The organism is Sphingomonas yabuuchiae, from assembly GCF_001477495.1.
Taxonomy (GTDB): Bacteria; Pseudomonadota; Alphaproteobacteria; order Sphingomonadales; family Sphingomonadaceae; genus Sphingomonas; species Sphingomonas yabuuchiae_A.
Genome location: NZ_LDTF01000009.1, coordinates 1 through 16,087 on the forward strand (window position 1 = coordinate 1; position 16,087 = coordinate 16,087).

A 16,087-nucleotide genomic window follows, 5' to 3' on the forward strand; every position below is an offset into this window, starting at 1 on the left:
GCTGCCCATCGCGATGGGTGATCGCGCTCGTGATCCAGCACCATCCGTACCGCTCGCTCGCGGACCTCGGGCGCAAACTTGTTCGTCGTCTTGCTCATACGGACTCCACCTTCTCAGGAGTTGGAGCCTCCGACAAACCCGGCGCGGTTCAGTATCGGCATATCGCTTCGCTTGAGCGGCGCCACCGCCACAGGCACTATAAAGTCGCTATGCTCGACGCCAAGTCGCTCAGCAGTCGCTGCCGCACGCTCGATCTCGTCGAGAACTCCGTTTTTGTTGCGGGTGACACCAGAGACCACGACCACCGTTTTACCGATGACCGTATCGAAGGCATCTTCGATGTCAGCCCAAAAACGCTCGCCCCCAATCAACTGCGTTGCCTCGGACCAAACGCGATAACCGACGTTCGCCAGTTGCATGCCTAGCCACGCGGCGAATTCAGTATCTTCGGGCATGGCGTGACTAAGAAATATCACATCCCTTGGCTGCGCCTCGGACGTATCGTTCATCGCCTGTCTCAAATCTCTAGGTAAGTGATGTAAAAGCTGCGGATCATGCGATGCTCTTGCATCCGCTCCCCGAGAGAAAAACCGTTCATCCTGCGGGGTGTCGGTTGAAAAATATCAAGCCCTCGATCCAGCACCAGCTTCCATCCAGTGTCCGTCGTGATGTCGCGCGCATGCAGCGCTCCGGAGCCATCAAAGGCCCAGGTGAATTCAACGCCTGTGCCAGTGCAGGCCTCGGCAATTCCGTCCAGGCATTCCCGCTGTTCCTGAATGTTCCCGTCGTCCGGAGCCGTGACGAGATGCACCGCGACCTGATCTTCGGGCTGCTTGCGCCGGATCAGCATCTCAACCAGTTCCATCACATTGCGCGCCTGATGGAACTTGCGGATGTAGGGATCAGTGACAATGATCCGTGTCGCTCCATCCGTCCAGGGGCCAAAGATGTTGTCGAAACTGATGCCCTTGCGGTTTTCCGTGAAAACGACATGCCCCGACTTTGGAACGACAGCAGGAGGAGCGACAGCAGGGGCAGCAGAAACGGCAGGCGTGTATGCCGGCTGTGCTGGTATCGGTGCGATTTCGGCTTGATCCGCAACTTCATCCGCGTCGCCGGTAAAGCGGCGATGGTAGAACTGGGGAAACTCCTCTTCCTCGAGGGTCGTGACAGCACGCTTTGATCCATCCGGCGCAACATAGTGGAAATCAGCGACCTCGAAGGTGCTGTCGATCCGCAAGAGCTGGTCTTTCACCCGCTTGCGGCATTCAATCGCAAACCGCAGCAGCTCTTCAATTTCAGCTTCGGTCTCGTCGCCATTCGGGAAGATCAGCTTGAGCAGACCCGACATGGTCTTGTTGATCGCTGCGCGGTCACGGATATGGGTCTGGACGGGAACGGTGAAGAAGCGATCCGGCCGATGCGAGAAGTCCTCGGCGCGCAGGTGGCGCAGGATTTCGGCGAGATAGTCGACGATGAACCCGTAGCCCGACGTGAACATTTGACCGCAAATGATATCAATCTCCCATCCAGGCAGATAGGCATGCAGACGATCGATGAAGGCGCTGTCGTGGAACTGCGGGGGCAGAGCTTCGAACAGGTCGGTATTCTTTAGCATCCACGGCACGTTATGGTCGGTGTTGCCAACGAAGGCGAAACTCGCTTCTGCACCCATGGGGTTCACCCCGCGCGAGAACTGCTTGTTCGCCATGTAATTCTTCATGATATCGACAAGCGCCTTGTTGGCCGTCTTCTCGCGCCCGGCGAATTCGTCGAAGGCCACGACATCCCAATAGCCGACCAGGCCAATCCGCCCGTTGGAGTTGTTCACGAAGAGCTTGGGAACCGTGACTTCGCCGCCAGAAATCAGTTGGCCGTGGGGTGAGAACTCGGAATAGATATGCGACTTGCCCGTCCCCTTCGGCCCGAGCTCGATGAGATTGTAATTTCGTTCGACGAATGGGATCAGGCGCAACAGCTGCAAAAGCTTTGACCTGCGTCCGAACATGGACGGATCAAAGCCGATGCTCTGCATCAGCAGGTCGATCCATTCGTCGGTGGTGAATTTGCCGCGTGTTTCGCGATAGCCATCATAGTCGACGCGGGCGATCTGGATCGGTTTCAGAGTGTCGATGATCCACGGGGAGATCCTGCTGTCTTCCGAGAACTCGTACTGCACATCGGCGATGCACCAGATGGCGGTGAGCACCAATCCTAATCGGCGCACGATCGTCGCGCACGGCCGTTTGGCGATGCGCGAGTTGCGCCTCAATGCTGCCCGGCAGCGGCTTCACGGGTTGCAGATTTTCTCGTTCGAGCAACTCGCGGTCCGACTGGCGGGCGGTTTCACGCGGCCTATCCACGACGAAAGCCTGCGCAGCGCGATCCAGGCAGTCGTGCCCGAGACGCCTTTGGGCGAGCTGGATGGCATCAAGCTCTTGCCGGGCATGATCGATGCCGCTGCTGATACGCTCCACAAGGTCTGGCGCTCGGGGATCGATTTGGCCGCGCGCGCGCATGAACATCCACGCCTCGAGTCGATTGCCCGCCTCGAAGCGGCCGTTCAGGATCGGCTGCCGCCTGGAATGATGCGGCCCGCCGATCTGGCATCCGCTGCGCTCAAGCGCTTGGCTCACGCTCCGGCGATTCTCGGCTCCGTCGAAATCGTCGGCATCACCGAACTTTCGCCAAGCTGGCGTCCGCTTCTCGCCGCGCTTGCGGCGCATGTGCCTGTCGCATGGGTCGCCGGACCGCGTCCCGTCCCGGAGTGGCTCGCCGAGACCGATATCGAGGTGCGCCGCTCGGATGGCGAAGGCCGCCGCCGACGCACTTTCGGGCCTGCCGGCGAGCTATGGCGATGCGCCCAGGCTCGGCCCACCGCTTCCCGGCGATCTTGGCCGGCCGATCCTTCGCGCGCAGGAACGGGCCGGAGTGAACCCTGTCTCGACCTCGGTCGACACCGCAACGGCAGCACGGCAACAGCGGATGGCCGACCTTAAGGCAGCCCGGGAATCGGGTCTGATGGCACAGGTCACGACCGGCCGTAGCGCGGTCGCTCCTGCATCCTCCGTCGGTTCCGATATCCCTGATTCCGCCCCTGCGACGGCGACGGGAACTCGCAAGGAGCAGTTCGCCGCGGCCAGGGACACGGGCGGCGATCTTAACCCCAGCGCCCTGGTCGCACCCGCTTCGCCCAACAGCCTGCTGGCGGGCAGCGTGATTGCGGCAAGCCTCATCACCGGTTTGGACTCCGACCTGCCTGGCATGGTCACCGCGCAGGTCACCCAGAACGTGTTCGATACCGTCACGGGGACTATCTTGCTCGTACCGCAAGGCGCTCGGCTGATCGGCAAGTATGACAGCGTGGTCGCGTTCGGGCAGCGCCGTGCGCTGGTGATCTGGCAAAGGCTGATCCTGCCCGACGGCGGCTCGGTGCGGCTCGACAACATGCCTGCCACCGACCCGGAAGGCTATGCCGGGCTTGCCGACCGGGTCGATTTCCACACATGGACGCTGCTCAAGGGCGTCGCGGTCGCGACCATGCTCGGGGTGGGGTCCGAGCTGTCGATCGGCGGCGACGGCGACCTCGTACAGGCGATCCGCCAGTCCGCCCAGACGAATGCCGCGCGGGCCGGCGACCAGATCACCCAACGCAACCTCGATATCCAGCCCACGATCACGATCCGACCCGGCGCGCCCGTTCGCGTGCTGGTGACCCATGATCTCATTCTCGCGCCGTGGCGCGGCAAGGAGAACTGACATGGCCGATCTCAAACTTGGCAAGCTGCCCGACCGGACGCCGGTCAAGCTGACGATCACGATCACGCCAGACCTGCAGGCCGCGCTGCAGGCCTATGCGGCGATCTATACCGCCACCTATGGCGTCGAGGAACCGGTCGCCGATCTGGTGCCTGCCCTGCTTGCCACCTTTCTCGACAGCGACCGGGCCTTCATGCGCGAGCGCGAAGCGCGGGCACGCAGTTCACGATGATCGAATGGGCAGGCGTATTGTAGATCTTCCAGCGTGCCATTTTCAGAAGATTTCGCTCAGGTCGGCTCCCCCCTTGCTGCGCGGCGCGATCTGCACGTCGAGGTCAAGCGCCGCCATGACACGAAACAGGGTTTCCAGCGTCGCACCAGTCTGCCCGCCTTCGATGCGGGAGATGGTCTTCTGCCCTGTTCCGACCGAGGCGGCCAATGCTTGCTGGGTGAGGTTGCGCTGGATCCGCACGTTATGGATGAGCGCACCGAGCTGTTTGGGAGAGCCTACAATATGCGCCATCCGAACGCCTTTCAACGACGGCATACCGTTTGGGGATAAGGTCGCCATATACCATGCAGGGCATATTTCGGATCTATACCCTGTAGGGAATATCACGGATTCATACGTTGTGAGGTATGATCAGAGCTGCAAACCTTGGGCTATGCCGGGGCGTCGGCAATGCCGCCGCCCGAAGCGGGTAGGAGCCGTTCTTATCGGCACCGCTAGATGAGCGCATGCCATCTTCTCCGCTAACGCGTGCTTTTTCGACGTTTGCCCGCCCGGCCTGCCCCCCTCGCGTAGCCTGATGGCAACTACCGGTGTGTGGCCGGATGGCGCGACACTCGCGCATTCTTCGCCTGTGGGGCAAAAAAACAGTACGGATCCAGGCAGAGCGGCTTGGCATTATACCAGCGGCGTAGATGCCGTTCCTGCAGCATCGCGAGAGACGGTTGCGAATGTCCCTTGAGAGCACCGCCGGGACCTCAGGGAGGCTCTACTCCCCATCAAGCGAAAGCAGGACCTTATCGGCTTCCCAACCGCAAAAGCCGAAAGGTGACGTCCATGTCCGCTAATCCTGACCGCTTCCTCCGTCTGAACGCCGTCCTCGCTCAGACGGGACTTCGCCGTTCCACCCTCTATCGCAAGATGGCGAACGGCACCTTTCCGACGAATGTTCAGCTCAGCACCCGCTGCGTAGGCTGGCGTGCGTCGGCCGTGGATGAGTGGATGCGCAATCCCACTTCCGACCATCTTGCCGAATAACAGCACCATCATATGGCAGGCGTCGCAAGTCCTACATGCGCTTGCGAAGCGGGCCCTTGATGACGGCACCGCCGATCCGGAGTTGGTCGAGATAATCCGACCACCACTGCGCCATGCGCACCCGTTCCGCCCAGTGCGCGCCGCGATGATAGGCGGCGCGCACCTTATCCTACTTGCCTTCTGTCAGCGCGCTCGATGGCATCGAGATGCCACAGCCCTGACTCGTCAAGGAGCGTGCTGGCCATGGCGCGGATGCCGTCGCTGGTCATCTCGTACGGATCGTTCGAATTCGCATATCGGGCATTCGCGACTTTTTGCGAGGATCGGTCGACATAGCCGGACCCTCGCCAATCCGCCTTACGCAACGTCGACCAGGATCACTTCGCTATCCTCGATCGCGGTGACGCGCAGCGTCCCGGTCTGGTCGATCGCGGCGCCGTCGCGCATGCCGACCCGCTGCCCTTCGATCTCGACCGCCCCCGTCGCGGGGACGAGATAGCCGCGCCGGTCTGCGCCCAGCGGGTATTCCGCCGTCTCGCCGGCCTTCAGCGTCGCTGCCACGATCCGGGCATCGGTCCGGATCGTCAGCGCGTCCGCGTCCTCGGCAAAGCCCGATGCCAGCGTCACGAACTGCCCGGCCCGCTCGCCCTTGGGGAAGGGCCGCGCGCCCCAGCTGGGCTTGTCGCCCTTGGCGGTCGGCACGATCCAGATCTGGAAGATCTTCGTCGTCACATCCTCCAGATTATATTCCGAATGGGTGATGCCGGTGCCGGCGCTCATCACCTGAACATCGCCCGCCTCCGTACGGCCCTTGTTGCCCAGATTGTCCTGATGGGTGATCGCACCTTCGCGAACATAGGTGATGATTTCCATGTCGCGGTGCGGATGCGGCGGAAAGCCCGTCCTGGGGGCGATCGTGTCGTCGTTCCACACGCGCAAATTACCCCAGTTCATCCGGGCGGGATCGTAATAGTCGGCGAAGCTGAAATGGTGCTTGGCATTCAGCCAGCCATGATCGGCACCACCAAGACCAGCGAAGGGACGAACCTCGATCATCATCTATCTCCTTGAAACCGGGCGGATCAGCCCGTCTGTTGTTCCGGATATAGGCCTTGCCGACATGCTTGCTCAGTGAGATAAATCAGGCGCTAACGTTCGATGGAATTGAAATGGCCAATCCCGGCTTTCCGACTTTCGACCAGATTAAGATATTCCTGGCGGTGGTCGACACGGGCAGCTTTGCGGGGGCGGGGCGGCGGCTGAACCGGGCGGTGTCGGTCATCAGCTATGGCATCGCCAATCTGGAGGCGCAGCTGGGCGTGCGGCTGTTCGACCGCGAGGGGACCAAGAAGCCGGTCCTGACGGTCGAGGGCGGCGCCGTGCTGGCCGAAGCGCGGGCGATCGGCGAAGGCGTGGATGGTCTGCGCGCCAAGGTGAAGGGCCTGCTGGAGGGGCTGGAGGCCGAGGTCAATCTGGCGGTCGACGTCATGCTGCCCGCGCCCCGGTTGGGGACGATCCTGCGCGCGTTTCGCACTGAATTTCCCACTGTGTCGCTGCGCCTGCATGTCGAGGCGTTGGGAAGCGTCACCGCGATGGTGCTGGACCAAACGGCGGCGATCGGCATTTCCGGCCCCGTCGCGGCGGGGATCGAGGGGGTAGAATGTATCGGCGCGGGCGCACTGCCCCTGGTGCCGGTCGCGTCGCCCGATCATCCGCTCGCCCGGATGGAGCGCATCCCACCGGGTGCAGGGCGAGACCATATCCAGCTCGTCCTGACCGATCGGTCGCGCTTCACCGAGGGGCACGACTTTTCGGTGATGAGCCCCAGGACTTGGCGGCTCGCCGATCTGGGGGCCAAGCATTCGCTGCTGCGCGAGGGGATCGGCTGGGGCAACATGCCTTTGTCGCTGATCGAGGCCGATCTGGCGACGGGGGCCTTGGTCCGGCTGCACATGCCCGATCATCCTGGCGGCATGTACCGCTTCGCAGGCGTCTGGCGACGCGACCTGCCGCCAGGGCCCGCCGCATCCTGGCTGCTCCAGCAGTTCGTCGAGGCGGGCGCGGCGGATCGCGATATGCCGGGACTGGGCGAGATATGAACACCGGGCGGCTGGAAGCCTTCACCGACGGGGTGATCGCGATCATCATCACGATCATGGTGCTGGAGCTGAAGGTGCCGGCGGGCGGCGAACTGTCGGCGCTGTCGCAGGAGGCGCCGGTGCTGCTGGCCTATGTGCTCAGCTTCATCAATGTCGGGCTCTACTGGAACAACCACCATCATCTGCTCCATGCGACCGAGCGGATCGACGGGCGAGTGCTCTGGGCGAACCTGTTCCTGCTGTTCTGGCTGAGCCTCGTGCCCTTCGTCATTCGCTGGCATGACGAAAGCCATTTCGCGGTAGGGGCGACCGCGGCCTATGGCGTCGTGCTGGGCATGGCCGCGATCGGATACAAGCTGACCGAGCGGGCGATCGTCCTGTGCAACGGCGCGCAGTCGCGCGTGGCGAAGGCGATCGGGCGCGACTGGAAGGGGTGGGGCAGCATCCTGATCTATACGGTCGCGGTGCCGCTTGCCTTTGTCAGCCGGGTCGCCGCGATCATTCTCTATGTCGGGGTCATCACCTTGTGGCTGATCCCCGATCGCCGCATCGCGCGGGCGCTGGCGACCGAGGACACCCCCCTCACGCCTTGACCACGCCGTTCGCCGCCGGATGTGCGATGCAGGCCAGCGTACCGCCCAGCACCAGCGCTCCGGCCAGCGCGAGCGGCGCGGCAAGCCCGACATGCAACAGCAGCGCCGCGCCCACGCACGCCCCGATAAGGATCGCGGCCACCGCCGCGATCCGGCGGGTCCAGTTCGGGTTGCCGCCCCCGGCGGCGGTCGAATCGGCGGCGAGGCCGGTCAGGGTCAGCGTCAGGACGGTGGTGGTCAGGTCCGCGACCTTCATCTGGCGGATGGTCGCATTGCGGAAGCCCATGGCGAGGCCGGTCAGCGCGATAATCGCGAATAGGGTTGCGGACTCCGGGCTGTTGCGCCCCATGCCGATCGCCAGCACGGCGGCGATCCACAGCAAGGCGCTCTCGATCGCCGCCGCCGTCAGAAGCCAGCGCCGCTCGGGCCGCCCGACATGCGCGCGGCCCGTCCGCCCGCCGATCAGCGCGCCGAGCAGAAAGCTCAGCAAGGCGGCGACGAACAGCGGCCAGGCAAAGCCCGGCGTCCCCGCCGCCGCAAATCCCAAAAACACGATGTTGCCGGTCATGTTGGCGGTGAACACCTTGCCCAGGCCCAGCACGCTGGCCGCATCGACCAGTCCGGTCGTCACGGATAGCACCAGCAACAGGGGCACGCGCGGGTCGAAACGGGGAGTGTCGGTCATGGTCATGCTCCTTAGAACCGGAAATTCGCCTCCAGCCCCCACAGGCCCGTGGTGCGGGCGGGGCCGGTCTGGCGAAGGAAGCCGCCCGGCACGAAGGCCGAGAGCGAGGTGGAGAGTTCGAGTTCGGGCGTCGCCTGCCACGCCAGTGCGACCTCGGCCTGCTTGCCGATGAAGCGCGCGCTCGCGGTGCCGGGCGCGCGGATCAGGTTGCCGGGAATGTTATAGACGCCGTCGCCGCGCGATTGCCGCCAATAGGCCATGGCGGCGACACTGGCCGAGATGCCCTGCCCCAGCACGAAGCTCGCGCGCGGATTGACGTTGACGATGTTGCTCGGCCCGACGGGCGACAGCTCGCCGAAATATTTGCCCTTGGGAAACAGGGCGTTGAAAGTGCCCAGCCGTCCATCCCCGGCATGGGCGTCGCCGCTGACCATGTTGACCCGCAGGACGAGGTCGGGTGACAGGGGTGCGGTGGGAAAGCGGTGGCCCAGCTCGGTCGCGACGGTCCAGGCGCGAATGGATTGGTCGGCGAACCGTCCGAACTGCACCACCCCCTCGACATTCCAGTGCCAGGGCCCGGCCGCGCCATAGTGACGCACCCCCAGGCTGTGGCGTCGCTCCGATCCCGTCATTCCGCCGAACCGGGCGAGGCGATTGCGATAGCCGAGATAATAGAAGTCCAGCCCATTTTGCCCCCACGGCATCGTGGCATAGGCGCCCCAGAGCGATTTGGTCGTCGAGCGGCGATCGTCGAAGCTGTGGGGTCCCGGCTGGACCGGCCGCACCGCCAACAGGTCGATGCGCGCCCCGGGCAGCGATACGATGGCGCGACCGCCGTCAAAGGCCAGCGGGACATTGGGGCCATAGCGCGTACCGATCAGCCGCTCGCTGCCGAAGGACAGCATCTGCCGCCCAGCCCGCAGGGTCACGCCCGACGCATCGCTCGCGCCGGTGTCGGCGGGACCCAGTCGGAGGTCGGCGAAACCTTGCAACAGGTCGACACGGGTCTGGTCGATCGGCCCGGCGGAAGGCGCGACGCCGATCGCATAGGCGGCGATCGGCTGGACGAAGCCACGCACCCGCCCGACATGGAGATCCGCATAGGGCAGCGCACGCAGCCAGACATAGGCGTCGTCAGGCACCGCCGCATTGCCCCACAGATTGTCACGATAGGCCTCGCGCCGTGCCCGCAGCTCCAGGCCGGTGGTCAGATAGGCGCCATCGTCACCGATCGGGATATATTTGAACGGCTCGGTCCAGTGATCGTCGCGCGCGCTGGGATCGGCCAGCCGGTCCCAATGCTCGTCATAGCGCACGATGGTCAGCGTGGGGGCCTGCCACGCCTCGGTGCCGCTTTGTGCTACGGCCCCGGCATCGACTTGCGCCGCCGCCAGCAAGACTGCGAGGTCAAGCACGATCCCGCCCGGCGAGCATCGCGACCAGCACGAAGCCGCCGACCAGACCGATATGCTCGAAAAAGGCGTTGGTGGCAGCGAAGCGCTCAGGGCCCGCTTGCATTGTCCAGAAGCCATTGGCGGTCAGCGCGGCGAGCGCAGTGAACACGCCGAGCATCCCCGCTCCCAACCAGACGAAACGCCCGGTCAGGATCAGCAGCGGGCCGATGAGCTCGACCGCAATGGTGACTGCGGCCCAGAGCGCAGGCGGGGTCATGCCGAAATGCGCCTGCTCCGCCACCGCCCCCGGCCAGTCGCTCAGCTTGACGATGCCGCCCAGCAGATAGGCGCCGCACAGCGCCAGCCGGGCCGCGAACCATGCCGCACGGTTTTGGACGATGGCCTCGACAAAGGCGGGGTTGGCGGAGCGGCGCATGTCAGTGGATCACGGGCGCGTGGATTTCGGCGATATAGCCGCCGGGAAAGCGGACCATCGCCGATTGGCGGTCGCCCGCGACATGCGGCGACACCAATGTCTCGACCCCGGCGGCGCTCGCCTTGGCCAGCGTGGCCTGCAGGTTGGTGACCGTGTAGCCCGTCACTTCGCGACCATAGGGCCAGGGCAATTGCCCATCCGAGACGATCACCATCATGTCGCCATAGCCCGAGGTCATGCGCACCCGGCGATAGGTCTTGCCCGGCTGGCCGATATCCACGCCGTCCGCCGCCTTGTCATCCGACAGCACCCGCGCATGGGCATAGCCGCCCCAGCTCTTCAGGAACGCTCCGGCCGCGTCGGCGGTCAGATAGACCCGGTTCTCCGGCACATTGGCCAGCGGCGCGTAACTCGGCTTGGTGGTGTGCCAATAGAGCTGCATGTTGATGCCGCCCGGCCATTGCACCACCACGTCGCGCCCGATCGGATCGGGAAAGGTCGTGATGACCCGCACCGCGCCATGCTTCACCGCCGCCGCGACCGCCTTGTCCATGTCGGTGACGAGATAACCGGTCCGCTCCTGTCCGAAGGGATAGGGGATGGGCGTCAGGAAGCCGAAGGCCGAGACGCTGCCCGCCGGGGTCAGCGCCAGTTGCGACTTGGTCTTGCTGGGCGTCGGCGTGACCTGGAACTGGCCCTGTTTGCTCAGGCTGCCGCCAAAGGTGGCGACGAAACTGCGCATGAAGGCGTCATACTGGTCCTGCGGCACATAGACATGGGTCGTGTCATATTGCGGGCCGACAGCGAAATCGGGGGTTTTCTGGGCGGTGGCCGGCGCGGTGCCGAACAGGACGACCGCCGTGAGAAACATGGTCTTCTTCATCGCAATTCTCCTTCGGTCAGGATGGATCAGACGGCCCAGCAGCCGCAGCCGAACGAGCCCCAGAAGCTCTGCACATCGGCGGCGGGCACATCGGCGCCGAGCGCGGCGGCATGGTCATGGCCATGGACTGCGCAGCCGCTCGCGCAGCCACAGGCACTCGCCAGTTTCGCGCTGGCTTCGGGCGAGCGGTGATAACCGCCAAAGGTCGCGACCGGCGACCAGTCTGGCATGGGCTTGGGCAGCGCAGGCGCGAGCGGGGCATAATCCCCTTCGCCCGACACGACCTTGCCCCCCAGGATGGTCAGGACCGAGCACAAATGCGGAATGTCGCTTTCGGGCACCGCGAAATAATCGTCCGACAGGACCGCCAGATCGGCGAGCTGGCCGACCTTGATCTGCCCCTTCTTGCCTACCTCGTTGGAGAACCAGGTGTTCTCGTGCGTCCACATGCGCAGCGCCTTTTCGCGGCTGACGCGGTTGGCGCCGGGATAGAGCGACAGTCCGCCGACCGTCCGGCCGGTTACCAGCCAGTTCAGCGACACCCAGGGATTGTAGCTGGCGACGCGCGTGGCGTCGGTGCCCGCGCCGACCGGAATGCCTGCCGCGATCATCTTGCCGATCGGCGGCGTCCGCTCGGCGGCCTTCTGGCCATAGCGTTCGACGAAATACTCGCCCTGATAGGCCATGCGGTGCTGCACCGCGATGCCGCCGCCCAGTGCCGCGATCCGGTCGATATTCCGGTCGCTGATCGTCTCGGCATGGTCGAAGAACCAGTTGATGCCGGTCAGCGGAATGTCGCGGTGGACCTTCTCATAGACGTCCAGCGCGCGGCCGATCGTCTGGTCATAGGTGGCGTGCAACCGCCACGGCCAGCGATGCTCGGCGAGCAGGCGGATCACCGGCTCCAGATCGCCCTCCATGCTCGGCGGCATGTCGGGGCGCTCGACGCGAAAATCCTCGAAGTCCGCCGCCGAATAGACCAGCATCTCACCCGCGCCGTTATGGCGATAGGTGTCGTCGCCCTGCCCCGGCGACACCTGCTTCACCCAGCCGGAGAAATCGGCCAGTTCTTCTTTGGGCTTCTGGGTGAACAGGTTGTAGCTGATGCGGAGGGTCAGCTGGTCGTCGGTGTGCAGCTTCTCGATGATCTCGTAATCGTCGGGGTAGTTCTGGAAACCGCCGCCCGCATCGATCACGCCGGTCACGCCCAGCCCGTTCATCTCGCGCATGAAATGGCGGGTCGAATTGAGCTGATACTTGGGCGGCAGCTTGGGTCCCTTGGCGAGCGTCGAATAGAGGATCGTCGCATTGGGCTTGGCGAGCAGCAGGCCGGTCGGGTTGCCCGCCGCGTCGCGCACGATCTCGCCACCCGGCGGGTTGGGCGTATCCTTGCTATAACCGACAACCCGCAGCGCGGCGGCGTTGAGCAGCGCGCGGTCGTAGAGGTGCAGGATGAAGACCGGCGTGTCGGGCGCGACCGCGTTCAGCTCAGCGATCGTCGGTAGGCGCTTTTCCGCGAACTGATGCTCGGTGAAGCCGCCGACCACGCGCACCCATTGCGGCGCGGGCGTGTTGTCGACCTGGCGCTTCAGCATCGCCATTGCATCGGCCAGCGTCGGCACGCCGTCCCAGCGCAGCTCCATATTATAGTTCAGCCCGCCCCGGATGATGTGCATGTGGCTGTCGATCAGGCCGGGGATGATGCGGCGCCTGCCCGCATCGATCACCTGCGCGCGGGGCGCGGCGGCGCGGACCTCCGGCTCGGTGCCGACGCACAGGAACTTGCCGTCACGGATCGCGATCGCCTGCGCCTCGGGATTTTCGCGGTCGAGGGTCGTGACCTTGGCGTTGACGAGGATCAGGTCGGTCATGGCGGCATTTCCTTGGGCTGCGAACAGGGAGGACGCGGCGGTGGCGGCGAGCCCGGCGAGCGTCTGGCGGCGGGTGGGCATCATGGCTTGTGGTCCGGGGCCGGGGCTGCGACCGTGCTGGCCGGGGCGCCGATCCAGTGCCGCGCCACCGGCACCGCTTGCTCGCCCAGCAGGATGCCGAACAATCCGACCAGCGCGATCACCGGCGGCGCGGGCGATTTGACGCCGAGGAGGCTGTAGACGATGCCGACCAGCAGACCGGCACCCAGCGAGAGAAGATAGGGTTTCATCGGACAGCCTCCTCAGGCAGGTTCGGAGGGATCAGCTGCGCACGAAGGCGAGCAGATCGGGGTTGATGACGTCGGCGTTGACGGTCAGCATCCCGTGGCTGAATCCCGGATAGATTTTCAGCGTCGGGTTCGGCAGCAGCTTGGCCTGCAGTTCGGCCCCCTGATGATAGGGCACGACCTGATCGTCATCGCCCGCCAGGACCAGCGTCGGGACGGTCATCGCCTTCAGATCGTCGGTCTGGTCGGTTTCCGAAAAGGCCTTGATGCCCGCATAATGCGCCTGGGCGCTGCCCATCATGCCCTGGCGCCACCAATTGGCGATCACGCCCGGCTGCACGGTCGCGCCTTCGCGGTTGAAGCCGTAGAACGGCCCGGCGGCGACATCCTGAAAGAATTGCGCGCGGTTGGCCGCGGTGCCCTCGCGGAACCCGTCGAACACGCTGATCGGAAGGCCGTTCGGATAGGCCTCGGTCTTGGCCATGATCGGCGGCACCGCACTCACCAATACCGCCTTGGCGACGCGGCCCTGCGGGATGCCATATTGTGCGACATAGCGGGCGACTTCGCCGCCGCCGGTCGAATGGCCGATATGCACCGCATTGGTCAGGTCGAGGTGGCGGGCGACCGCGTCGGCATCGCTGGCATAATGGTCCATGTCATGGCCGGTGCCGATCTGGCTGGAGCGGCCATGCCCCCGCCGGTCGTGCGCGACGACGCGGTAGCCTTCGTTGAGGAAGAACAGCATCTGGGTGTCCCAGTCGTCCGACGACAACGGCCAGCCATGGTGGAACACGATCGGCTGCGCGTTCTTGGGGCCCCAATCTTTGTAGAAGATTTCGGCGCCGTCCTGCGTGGTCACATAGGTCATGGGTCGTTCCTTTCGCGTCTTGTGTGGGGGGATGGGATCAGGCGTGGCCGCCTTCGGAGGCGCCGAACATCGCCTTGGCGTAGGTGACGCCCAGGCCGTAGGCACCGCCCCATTTCTTCGCGATGCCGGTGGTCGACTCGTAGGTCTCGGTGCGCGCCCAGTCGCGTTGCAGTTCGAGCAGATATTGCAGCGCGGTCATCGGCTTGGCGCCGAGCTGGATCATCCGCTGTACCGCGCGCTCATGCGCCTCGACCGAAATGTCGCCGCAGGCATCGGCGATGAAATAGACGTCGAAACCCTGGTCGATCGCGGAGGCGACGGGGCCGACGATGCACACGCTGGTCCACAGCCCGGCGAACACGATCCGGTCCTTGCCGATCCGGTTCACCTCATCGATCACGGCGGCGTCTTCCCAGGTGTTCATGCTGGTGCGGTCGAGCATCGGCTGGCCGTCGAACGCCTCGACGATCTCGTCGAACATCGGGCCGGAAAAGCTCTTTTCGGCGACCGTGGTCAGGATCGTCGGCACGCCGAACGACTTGGCGGCGCGGCTGACCAGCGCGGCATTGTTGCGCAGCAGTTCGGGCGCGATCGACTTGGTGGCGAAGGCCATTTGCGATTGGAAATCGATCAGGACCAGGCTGTGGTCCGTCGGCGAGAGCAGCGAGGAACCAGGGGTCGGGGTGGCTTTCGGCATCGTGTCTTCCTTCCTGTGTTTTTGAGCAACTTGGCTGATGTTGAGGGGAGATTATGCAGGACCGGCTTGGCGGAATATCCCGATAGTTTCGGCCTGTGCGTTCAAGAAAGTCGAATAGACGGTGAAGCGCTTCACTGGCGTGCGGCAGGCGCCATCACGGCGCGCAGCACGATGGCGAGGCCGATCAGATAGAGGAACAACAGCATCGCCAGCGTCCCGTCCGGCCCCATGGCAAGGCAGGCGAGCCCCACCAGCAGCAGCCCGCCGCCGCCGATCAGGATACGGGGGAACAGCGCGTCCCGGTCGGTGGGCGGCGACAGATCGTGTGGCATCAGCATGGGGAAAGCTCCTCGGAGGCGGGGGTGTGAAGATGATCGCGCAAGGCGGCTGCGATGACGCGCAGCGCGTCGGTGGCACCGGCCGCGTCGCGTAAGGGGGGTAACCAGGTGAAATCATGGATCATGCCGATGACCCGTGCGGCGGACAGGTCGACGCCCTGCGCCATCAGGCGGCGGCCCAACGCCTCGGTCGGTTCGGCAAAGGGGTCCGCCTCGGCGGTGAGCAGCAGCGTTCGGGGAAAGGCGAAGGGCTCGACCGTCAGCGCGGCCGGATCGATGATCGCGGCGGCTTTGGCCGCCAGATGCGTCGCCCGTTCGGCGTCCAGCCATTCCGTGCCCGCGACATCAGAGGGGTGCCCGAGCACCGGGGTCGCCAGGATGAGCAGCCGGATCGACCAGCCGGCGGGGCGCGCCACGACCAGCGCTAGCGCAAGGGCCGCGCCCAGGCCGTCGCCGCCAATCGCGATCGGACCCCGATCGGCCAGCGGCATCGCCGCGACCAGGGCGGCGGCACCCGACAGATCGGCATCGGCGATTCGATAGCGCAGGATCGCCACCCCGGCATCTTCGGCCAGCGCGCGAAGCGCGGGCAGCCGGTCCCCGTCACGATCGGAGGCGACCTCCAGATACAGGAAAAGCGGCAGCGGCCGGTCGTCGCCCGCCGGACGAAGCGTTACGAGCGACGCCGCGCCTGGATCCTGCTGGCCGGCGCCTTCTTGCCAGCGATCCAGGAACGACTGGACGACGGGATCGAGCACGGGATGCTCGGCGACTGTCGAAAGCCGCACGGCGCGGGGCGGGACGACAGGGTTCGTGTCGTGAGGCACGGTTCAAGTCCTTCAAATCGTGTGTCGATCACTGACCGACTGACAAGAAGGACTATGGGCGCCGCACCCGATCCCCGCGA

At 64.9% G+C, this 16,087-nt stretch carries 20 protein-coding genes and 1 pseudogene; 6 read left to right on the forward strand and 15 right to left on the reverse strand.

The genetic code is table 11. From position 1 onward, the window contains the following. Positions 1–113 precede the first annotated feature (113 nt). A complete protein-coding gene (locus tag NS355_RS03085) occupies positions 114–509 on the reverse strand; it encodes a toll/interleukin-1 receptor domain-containing protein (RefSeq protein ID WP_058744343.1) in 396 nt (131 codons plus the stop codon). 8 nt (positions 510–517) lie between these two features. Next, positions 518–2,209, reverse strand: a complete 1,692-nt coding sequence (gene brxL / locus NS355_RS03090; protein WP_244489537.1) for a BREX system Lon protease-like protein BrxL — start codon at positions 2,207–2,209, stop codon at positions 518–520. Here brxL and NS355_RS19435 point away from each other — a divergent pair. From NS355_RS19435 to NS355_RS03100, 3 genes are read left to right on the forward strand one after another with little or no spacing between them, the layout of a single operon-like run. After that, positions 2,196–2,999, forward strand: a complete 804-nt coding sequence (locus NS355_RS19435) for a hypothetical protein (protein ID WP_345938785.1) — start codon at positions 2,196–2,198, stop codon at positions 2,997–2,999. The genes brxL and NS355_RS19435 overlap by 14 nt on opposite strands. Then, positions 2,986–3,759, forward strand: a complete 774-nt coding sequence (locus NS355_RS03095) for a TrbI/VirB10 family protein (protein ID WP_345938786.1) — start codon at positions 2,986–2,988, stop codon at positions 3,757–3,759. The genes NS355_RS19435 and NS355_RS03095 overlap by 14 nt, the downstream gene beginning before the upstream one ends. 1 nt (position 3,760) lies before the next feature. Continuing rightward, on the forward strand, positions 3,761–3,991 hold the full coding sequence (locus NS355_RS03100) for a DUF2274 domain-containing protein (RefSeq protein WP_058744344.1): 231 nt from the start codon (positions 3,761–3,763) through the stop codon (positions 3,989–3,991). Between the two features lie 42 nt (positions 3,992–4,033). On the opposite strand, the gene NS355_RS03105 is transcribed toward NS355_RS03100, so the two are convergent. Beyond that, complete coding sequence (locus NS355_RS03105) at positions 4,034–4,282, reverse strand: helix-turn-helix domain-containing protein (protein ID WP_058744345.1); 249 nt, start codon at positions 4,280–4,282, stop codon at positions 4,034–4,036. Between the two features lie 543 nt (positions 4,283–4,825). Between NS355_RS03105 and NS355_RS03110 the strand changes: the two genes are divergently transcribed. Next, the gene (locus NS355_RS03110; protein ID WP_058744346.1) at positions 4,826–5,026 is read left to right on the forward strand and encodes a helix-turn-helix transcriptional regulator; all 201 of its coding nucleotides are present in this window, start codon (positions 4,826–4,828) and stop codon (positions 5,024–5,026) included. Between the two features lie 31 nt (positions 5,027–5,057). Here NS355_RS03110 and NS355_RS18100 read toward each other — a convergent pair. Continuing rightward, a pseudogene (locus NS355_RS18100) lies at positions 5,058–5,298 on the reverse strand (integrase); the annotation flags it as partial. 85 nt (positions 5,299–5,383) lie between these two features. Further along, positions 5,384–6,082 carry a pirin family protein gene (locus NS355_RS03115; RefSeq protein WP_058744466.1) on the reverse strand — a complete coding sequence of 233 codons (699 nt, stop codon included), beginning with the start codon at positions 6,080–6,082 and terminating at the stop codon, positions 5,384–5,386. Between the two features lie 113 nt (positions 6,083–6,195). On the opposite strand from NS355_RS03115, the gene NS355_RS03120 reads away from it, so the two are divergent. Both NS355_RS03120 and NS355_RS03125 read left to right on the forward strand, forming a co-directional pair. Continuing rightward, a complete protein-coding gene (locus NS355_RS03120) occupies positions 6,196–7,125 on the forward strand; it encodes a LysR family transcriptional regulator (protein WP_058744347.1) in 930 nt (309 codons plus the stop codon). Then, positions 7,122–7,718, forward strand: coding sequence for a TMEM175 family protein (locus NS355_RS03125; RefSeq protein ID WP_058744348.1), 597 nt, complete (start codon positions 7,122–7,124; stop codon positions 7,716–7,718). The genes NS355_RS03120 and NS355_RS03125 overlap by 4 nt, the downstream gene beginning before the upstream one ends. Here NS355_RS03125 and NS355_RS03130 read toward each other — a convergent pair. From NS355_RS03130 to NS355_RS03175, 10 genes are all read right to left on the reverse strand, one after another. Then, positions 7,708–8,403 carry a YoaK family protein gene (locus NS355_RS03130; RefSeq protein ID WP_153008009.1) on the reverse strand — a complete coding sequence of 232 codons (696 nt, stop codon included), beginning with the start codon at positions 8,401–8,403 and terminating at the stop codon, positions 7,708–7,710. The genes NS355_RS03125 and NS355_RS03130 overlap by 11 nt on opposite strands. A gap of 11 nt (positions 8,404–8,414) precedes the next feature. Next, positions 8,415–9,818: an alginate export family protein gene (locus NS355_RS03135; RefSeq protein WP_084787461.1), complete on the reverse strand. Its 1,404-nt coding sequence runs from the start codon at positions 9,816–9,818 to the stop codon at positions 8,415–8,417. Next, positions 9,811–10,233, reverse strand: a complete 423-nt coding sequence (locus NS355_RS03140; RefSeq protein ID WP_058744351.1) for a DoxX family protein — start codon at positions 10,231–10,233, stop codon at positions 9,811–9,813. Before NS355_RS03140 ends, NS355_RS03135 begins: the two co-directional genes overlap by 8 nt. A gap of 1 nt (position 10,234) precedes the next feature. After that, a complete protein-coding gene (locus NS355_RS03145; RefSeq protein ID WP_058744352.1) occupies positions 10,235–11,116 on the reverse strand; it encodes a hypothetical protein in 882 nt (293 codons plus the stop codon). A gap of 26 nt (positions 11,117–11,142) precedes the next feature. Next, on the reverse strand, positions 11,143–12,987 hold the full coding sequence (locus NS355_RS03150) for an amidohydrolase (protein ID WP_058744467.1): 1,845 nt from the start codon (positions 12,985–12,987) through the stop codon (positions 11,143–11,145). 80 nt (positions 12,988–13,067) lie between these two features. Then, a complete protein-coding gene (locus tag NS355_RS03155) occupies positions 13,068–13,277 on the reverse strand; it encodes a DUF1427 family protein (RefSeq protein WP_058744353.1) in 210 nt (69 codons plus the stop codon). A 31-nt stretch (positions 13,278–13,308) separates the two neighbouring features. Further along, positions 13,309–14,145, reverse strand: a complete 837-nt coding sequence (locus NS355_RS03160; protein ID WP_058744354.1) for an alpha/beta fold hydrolase — start codon at positions 14,143–14,145, stop codon at positions 13,309–13,311. 37 nt (positions 14,146–14,182) lie between these two features. After that, entirely contained in the window at positions 14,183–14,842 is a 660-nt protein-coding gene (locus NS355_RS03165; RefSeq protein WP_058744355.1) for a hydrolase, read from the reverse strand. A 131-nt stretch (positions 14,843–14,973) separates the two neighbouring features. Next, the gene (locus NS355_RS03170; RefSeq protein WP_058744356.1) at positions 14,974–15,180 is read right to left on the reverse strand and encodes a hypothetical protein; all 207 of its coding nucleotides are present in this window, start codon (positions 15,178–15,180) and stop codon (positions 14,974–14,976) included. Continuing rightward, positions 15,174–16,007: an alpha/beta hydrolase gene (locus NS355_RS03175; RefSeq protein WP_153008011.1), complete on the reverse strand. Its 834-nt coding sequence runs from the start codon at positions 16,005–16,007 to the stop codon at positions 15,174–15,176. Before NS355_RS03175 ends, NS355_RS03170 begins: the two co-directional genes overlap by 7 nt. Positions 16,008–16,087 lie beyond the last annotated feature (80 nt).

What these genes read in the sequence shown, in the direction of transcription:
- NS355_RS03085 (WP_058744343.1), bottom strand. Translation starts at nt 509, where the DNA reads ATGAACGATACGTCCGAGGCGCAGCCAAGGGATGTGATATTTCTTAGT.
- NS355_RS19435 (WP_345938785.1), top strand. Translation starts at nt 2,196, where the DNA reads ATGGCGGTGAGCACCAATCCTAATCGGCGCACGATCGTCGCGCACGGC.
- NS355_RS03095 (WP_345938786.1), top strand. Translation starts at nt 2,986, where the DNA reads ATGGCCGACCTTAAGGCAGCCCGGGAATCGGGTCTGATGGCACAGGTC.
- NS355_RS03100 (WP_058744344.1), top strand. Translation starts at nt 3,761, where the DNA reads ATGGCCGATCTCAAACTTGGCAAGCTGCCCGACCGGACGCCGGTCAAG.
- NS355_RS03105 (WP_058744345.1), bottom strand. Translation starts at nt 4,282, where the DNA reads ATGGCGCATATTGTAGGCTCTCCCAAACAGCTCGGTGCGCTCATCCAT.
- NS355_RS03110 (WP_058744346.1), top strand. Translation starts at nt 4,826, where the DNA reads ATGTCCGCTAATCCTGACCGCTTCCTCCGTCTGAACGCCGTCCTCGCT.
- NS355_RS03115 (WP_058744466.1), bottom strand. Translation starts at nt 6,082, where the DNA reads ATGATCGAGGTTCGTCCCTTCGCTGGTCTTGGTGGTGCCGATCATGGC.
- NS355_RS03120 (WP_058744347.1), top strand. Translation starts at nt 6,196, where the DNA reads ATGGCCAATCCCGGCTTTCCGACTTTCGACCAGATTAAGATATTCCTG.
- NS355_RS03125 (WP_058744348.1), top strand. Translation starts at nt 7,122, where the DNA reads ATGAACACCGGGCGGCTGGAAGCCTTCACCGACGGGGTGATCGCGATC.
- NS355_RS03130 (WP_153008009.1), bottom strand. Translation starts at nt 8,403, where the DNA reads ATGACCGACACTCCCCGTTTCGACCCGCGCGTGCCCCTGTTGCTGGTG.
- NS355_RS03140 (WP_058744351.1), bottom strand. Translation starts at nt 10,233, where the DNA reads ATGCGCCGCTCCGCCAACCCCGCCTTTGTCGAGGCCATCGTCCAAAAC.
- NS355_RS03145 (WP_058744352.1), bottom strand. Translation starts at nt 11,116, where the DNA reads ATGAAGAAGACCATGTTTCTCACGGCGGTCGTCCTGTTCGGCACCGCG.
- NS355_RS03150 (WP_058744467.1), bottom strand. Translation starts at nt 12,987, where the DNA reads ATGACCGACCTGATCCTCGTCAACGCCAAGGTCACGACCCTCGACCGC.
- NS355_RS03155 (WP_058744353.1), bottom strand. Translation starts at nt 13,277, where the DNA reads ATGAAACCCTATCTTCTCTCGCTGGGTGCCGGTCTGCTGGTCGGCATC.
- NS355_RS03160 (WP_058744354.1), bottom strand. Translation starts at nt 14,145, where the DNA reads ATGACCTATGTGACCACGCAGGACGGCGCCGAAATCTTCTACAAAGAT.
- NS355_RS03165 (WP_058744355.1), bottom strand. Translation starts at nt 14,842, where the DNA reads ATGCCGAAAGCCACCCCGACCCCTGGTTCCTCGCTGCTCTCGCCGACG.
- NS355_RS03170 (WP_058744356.1), bottom strand. Translation starts at nt 15,180, where the DNA reads ATGCTGATGCCACACGATCTGTCGCCGCCCACCGACCGGGACGCGCTG.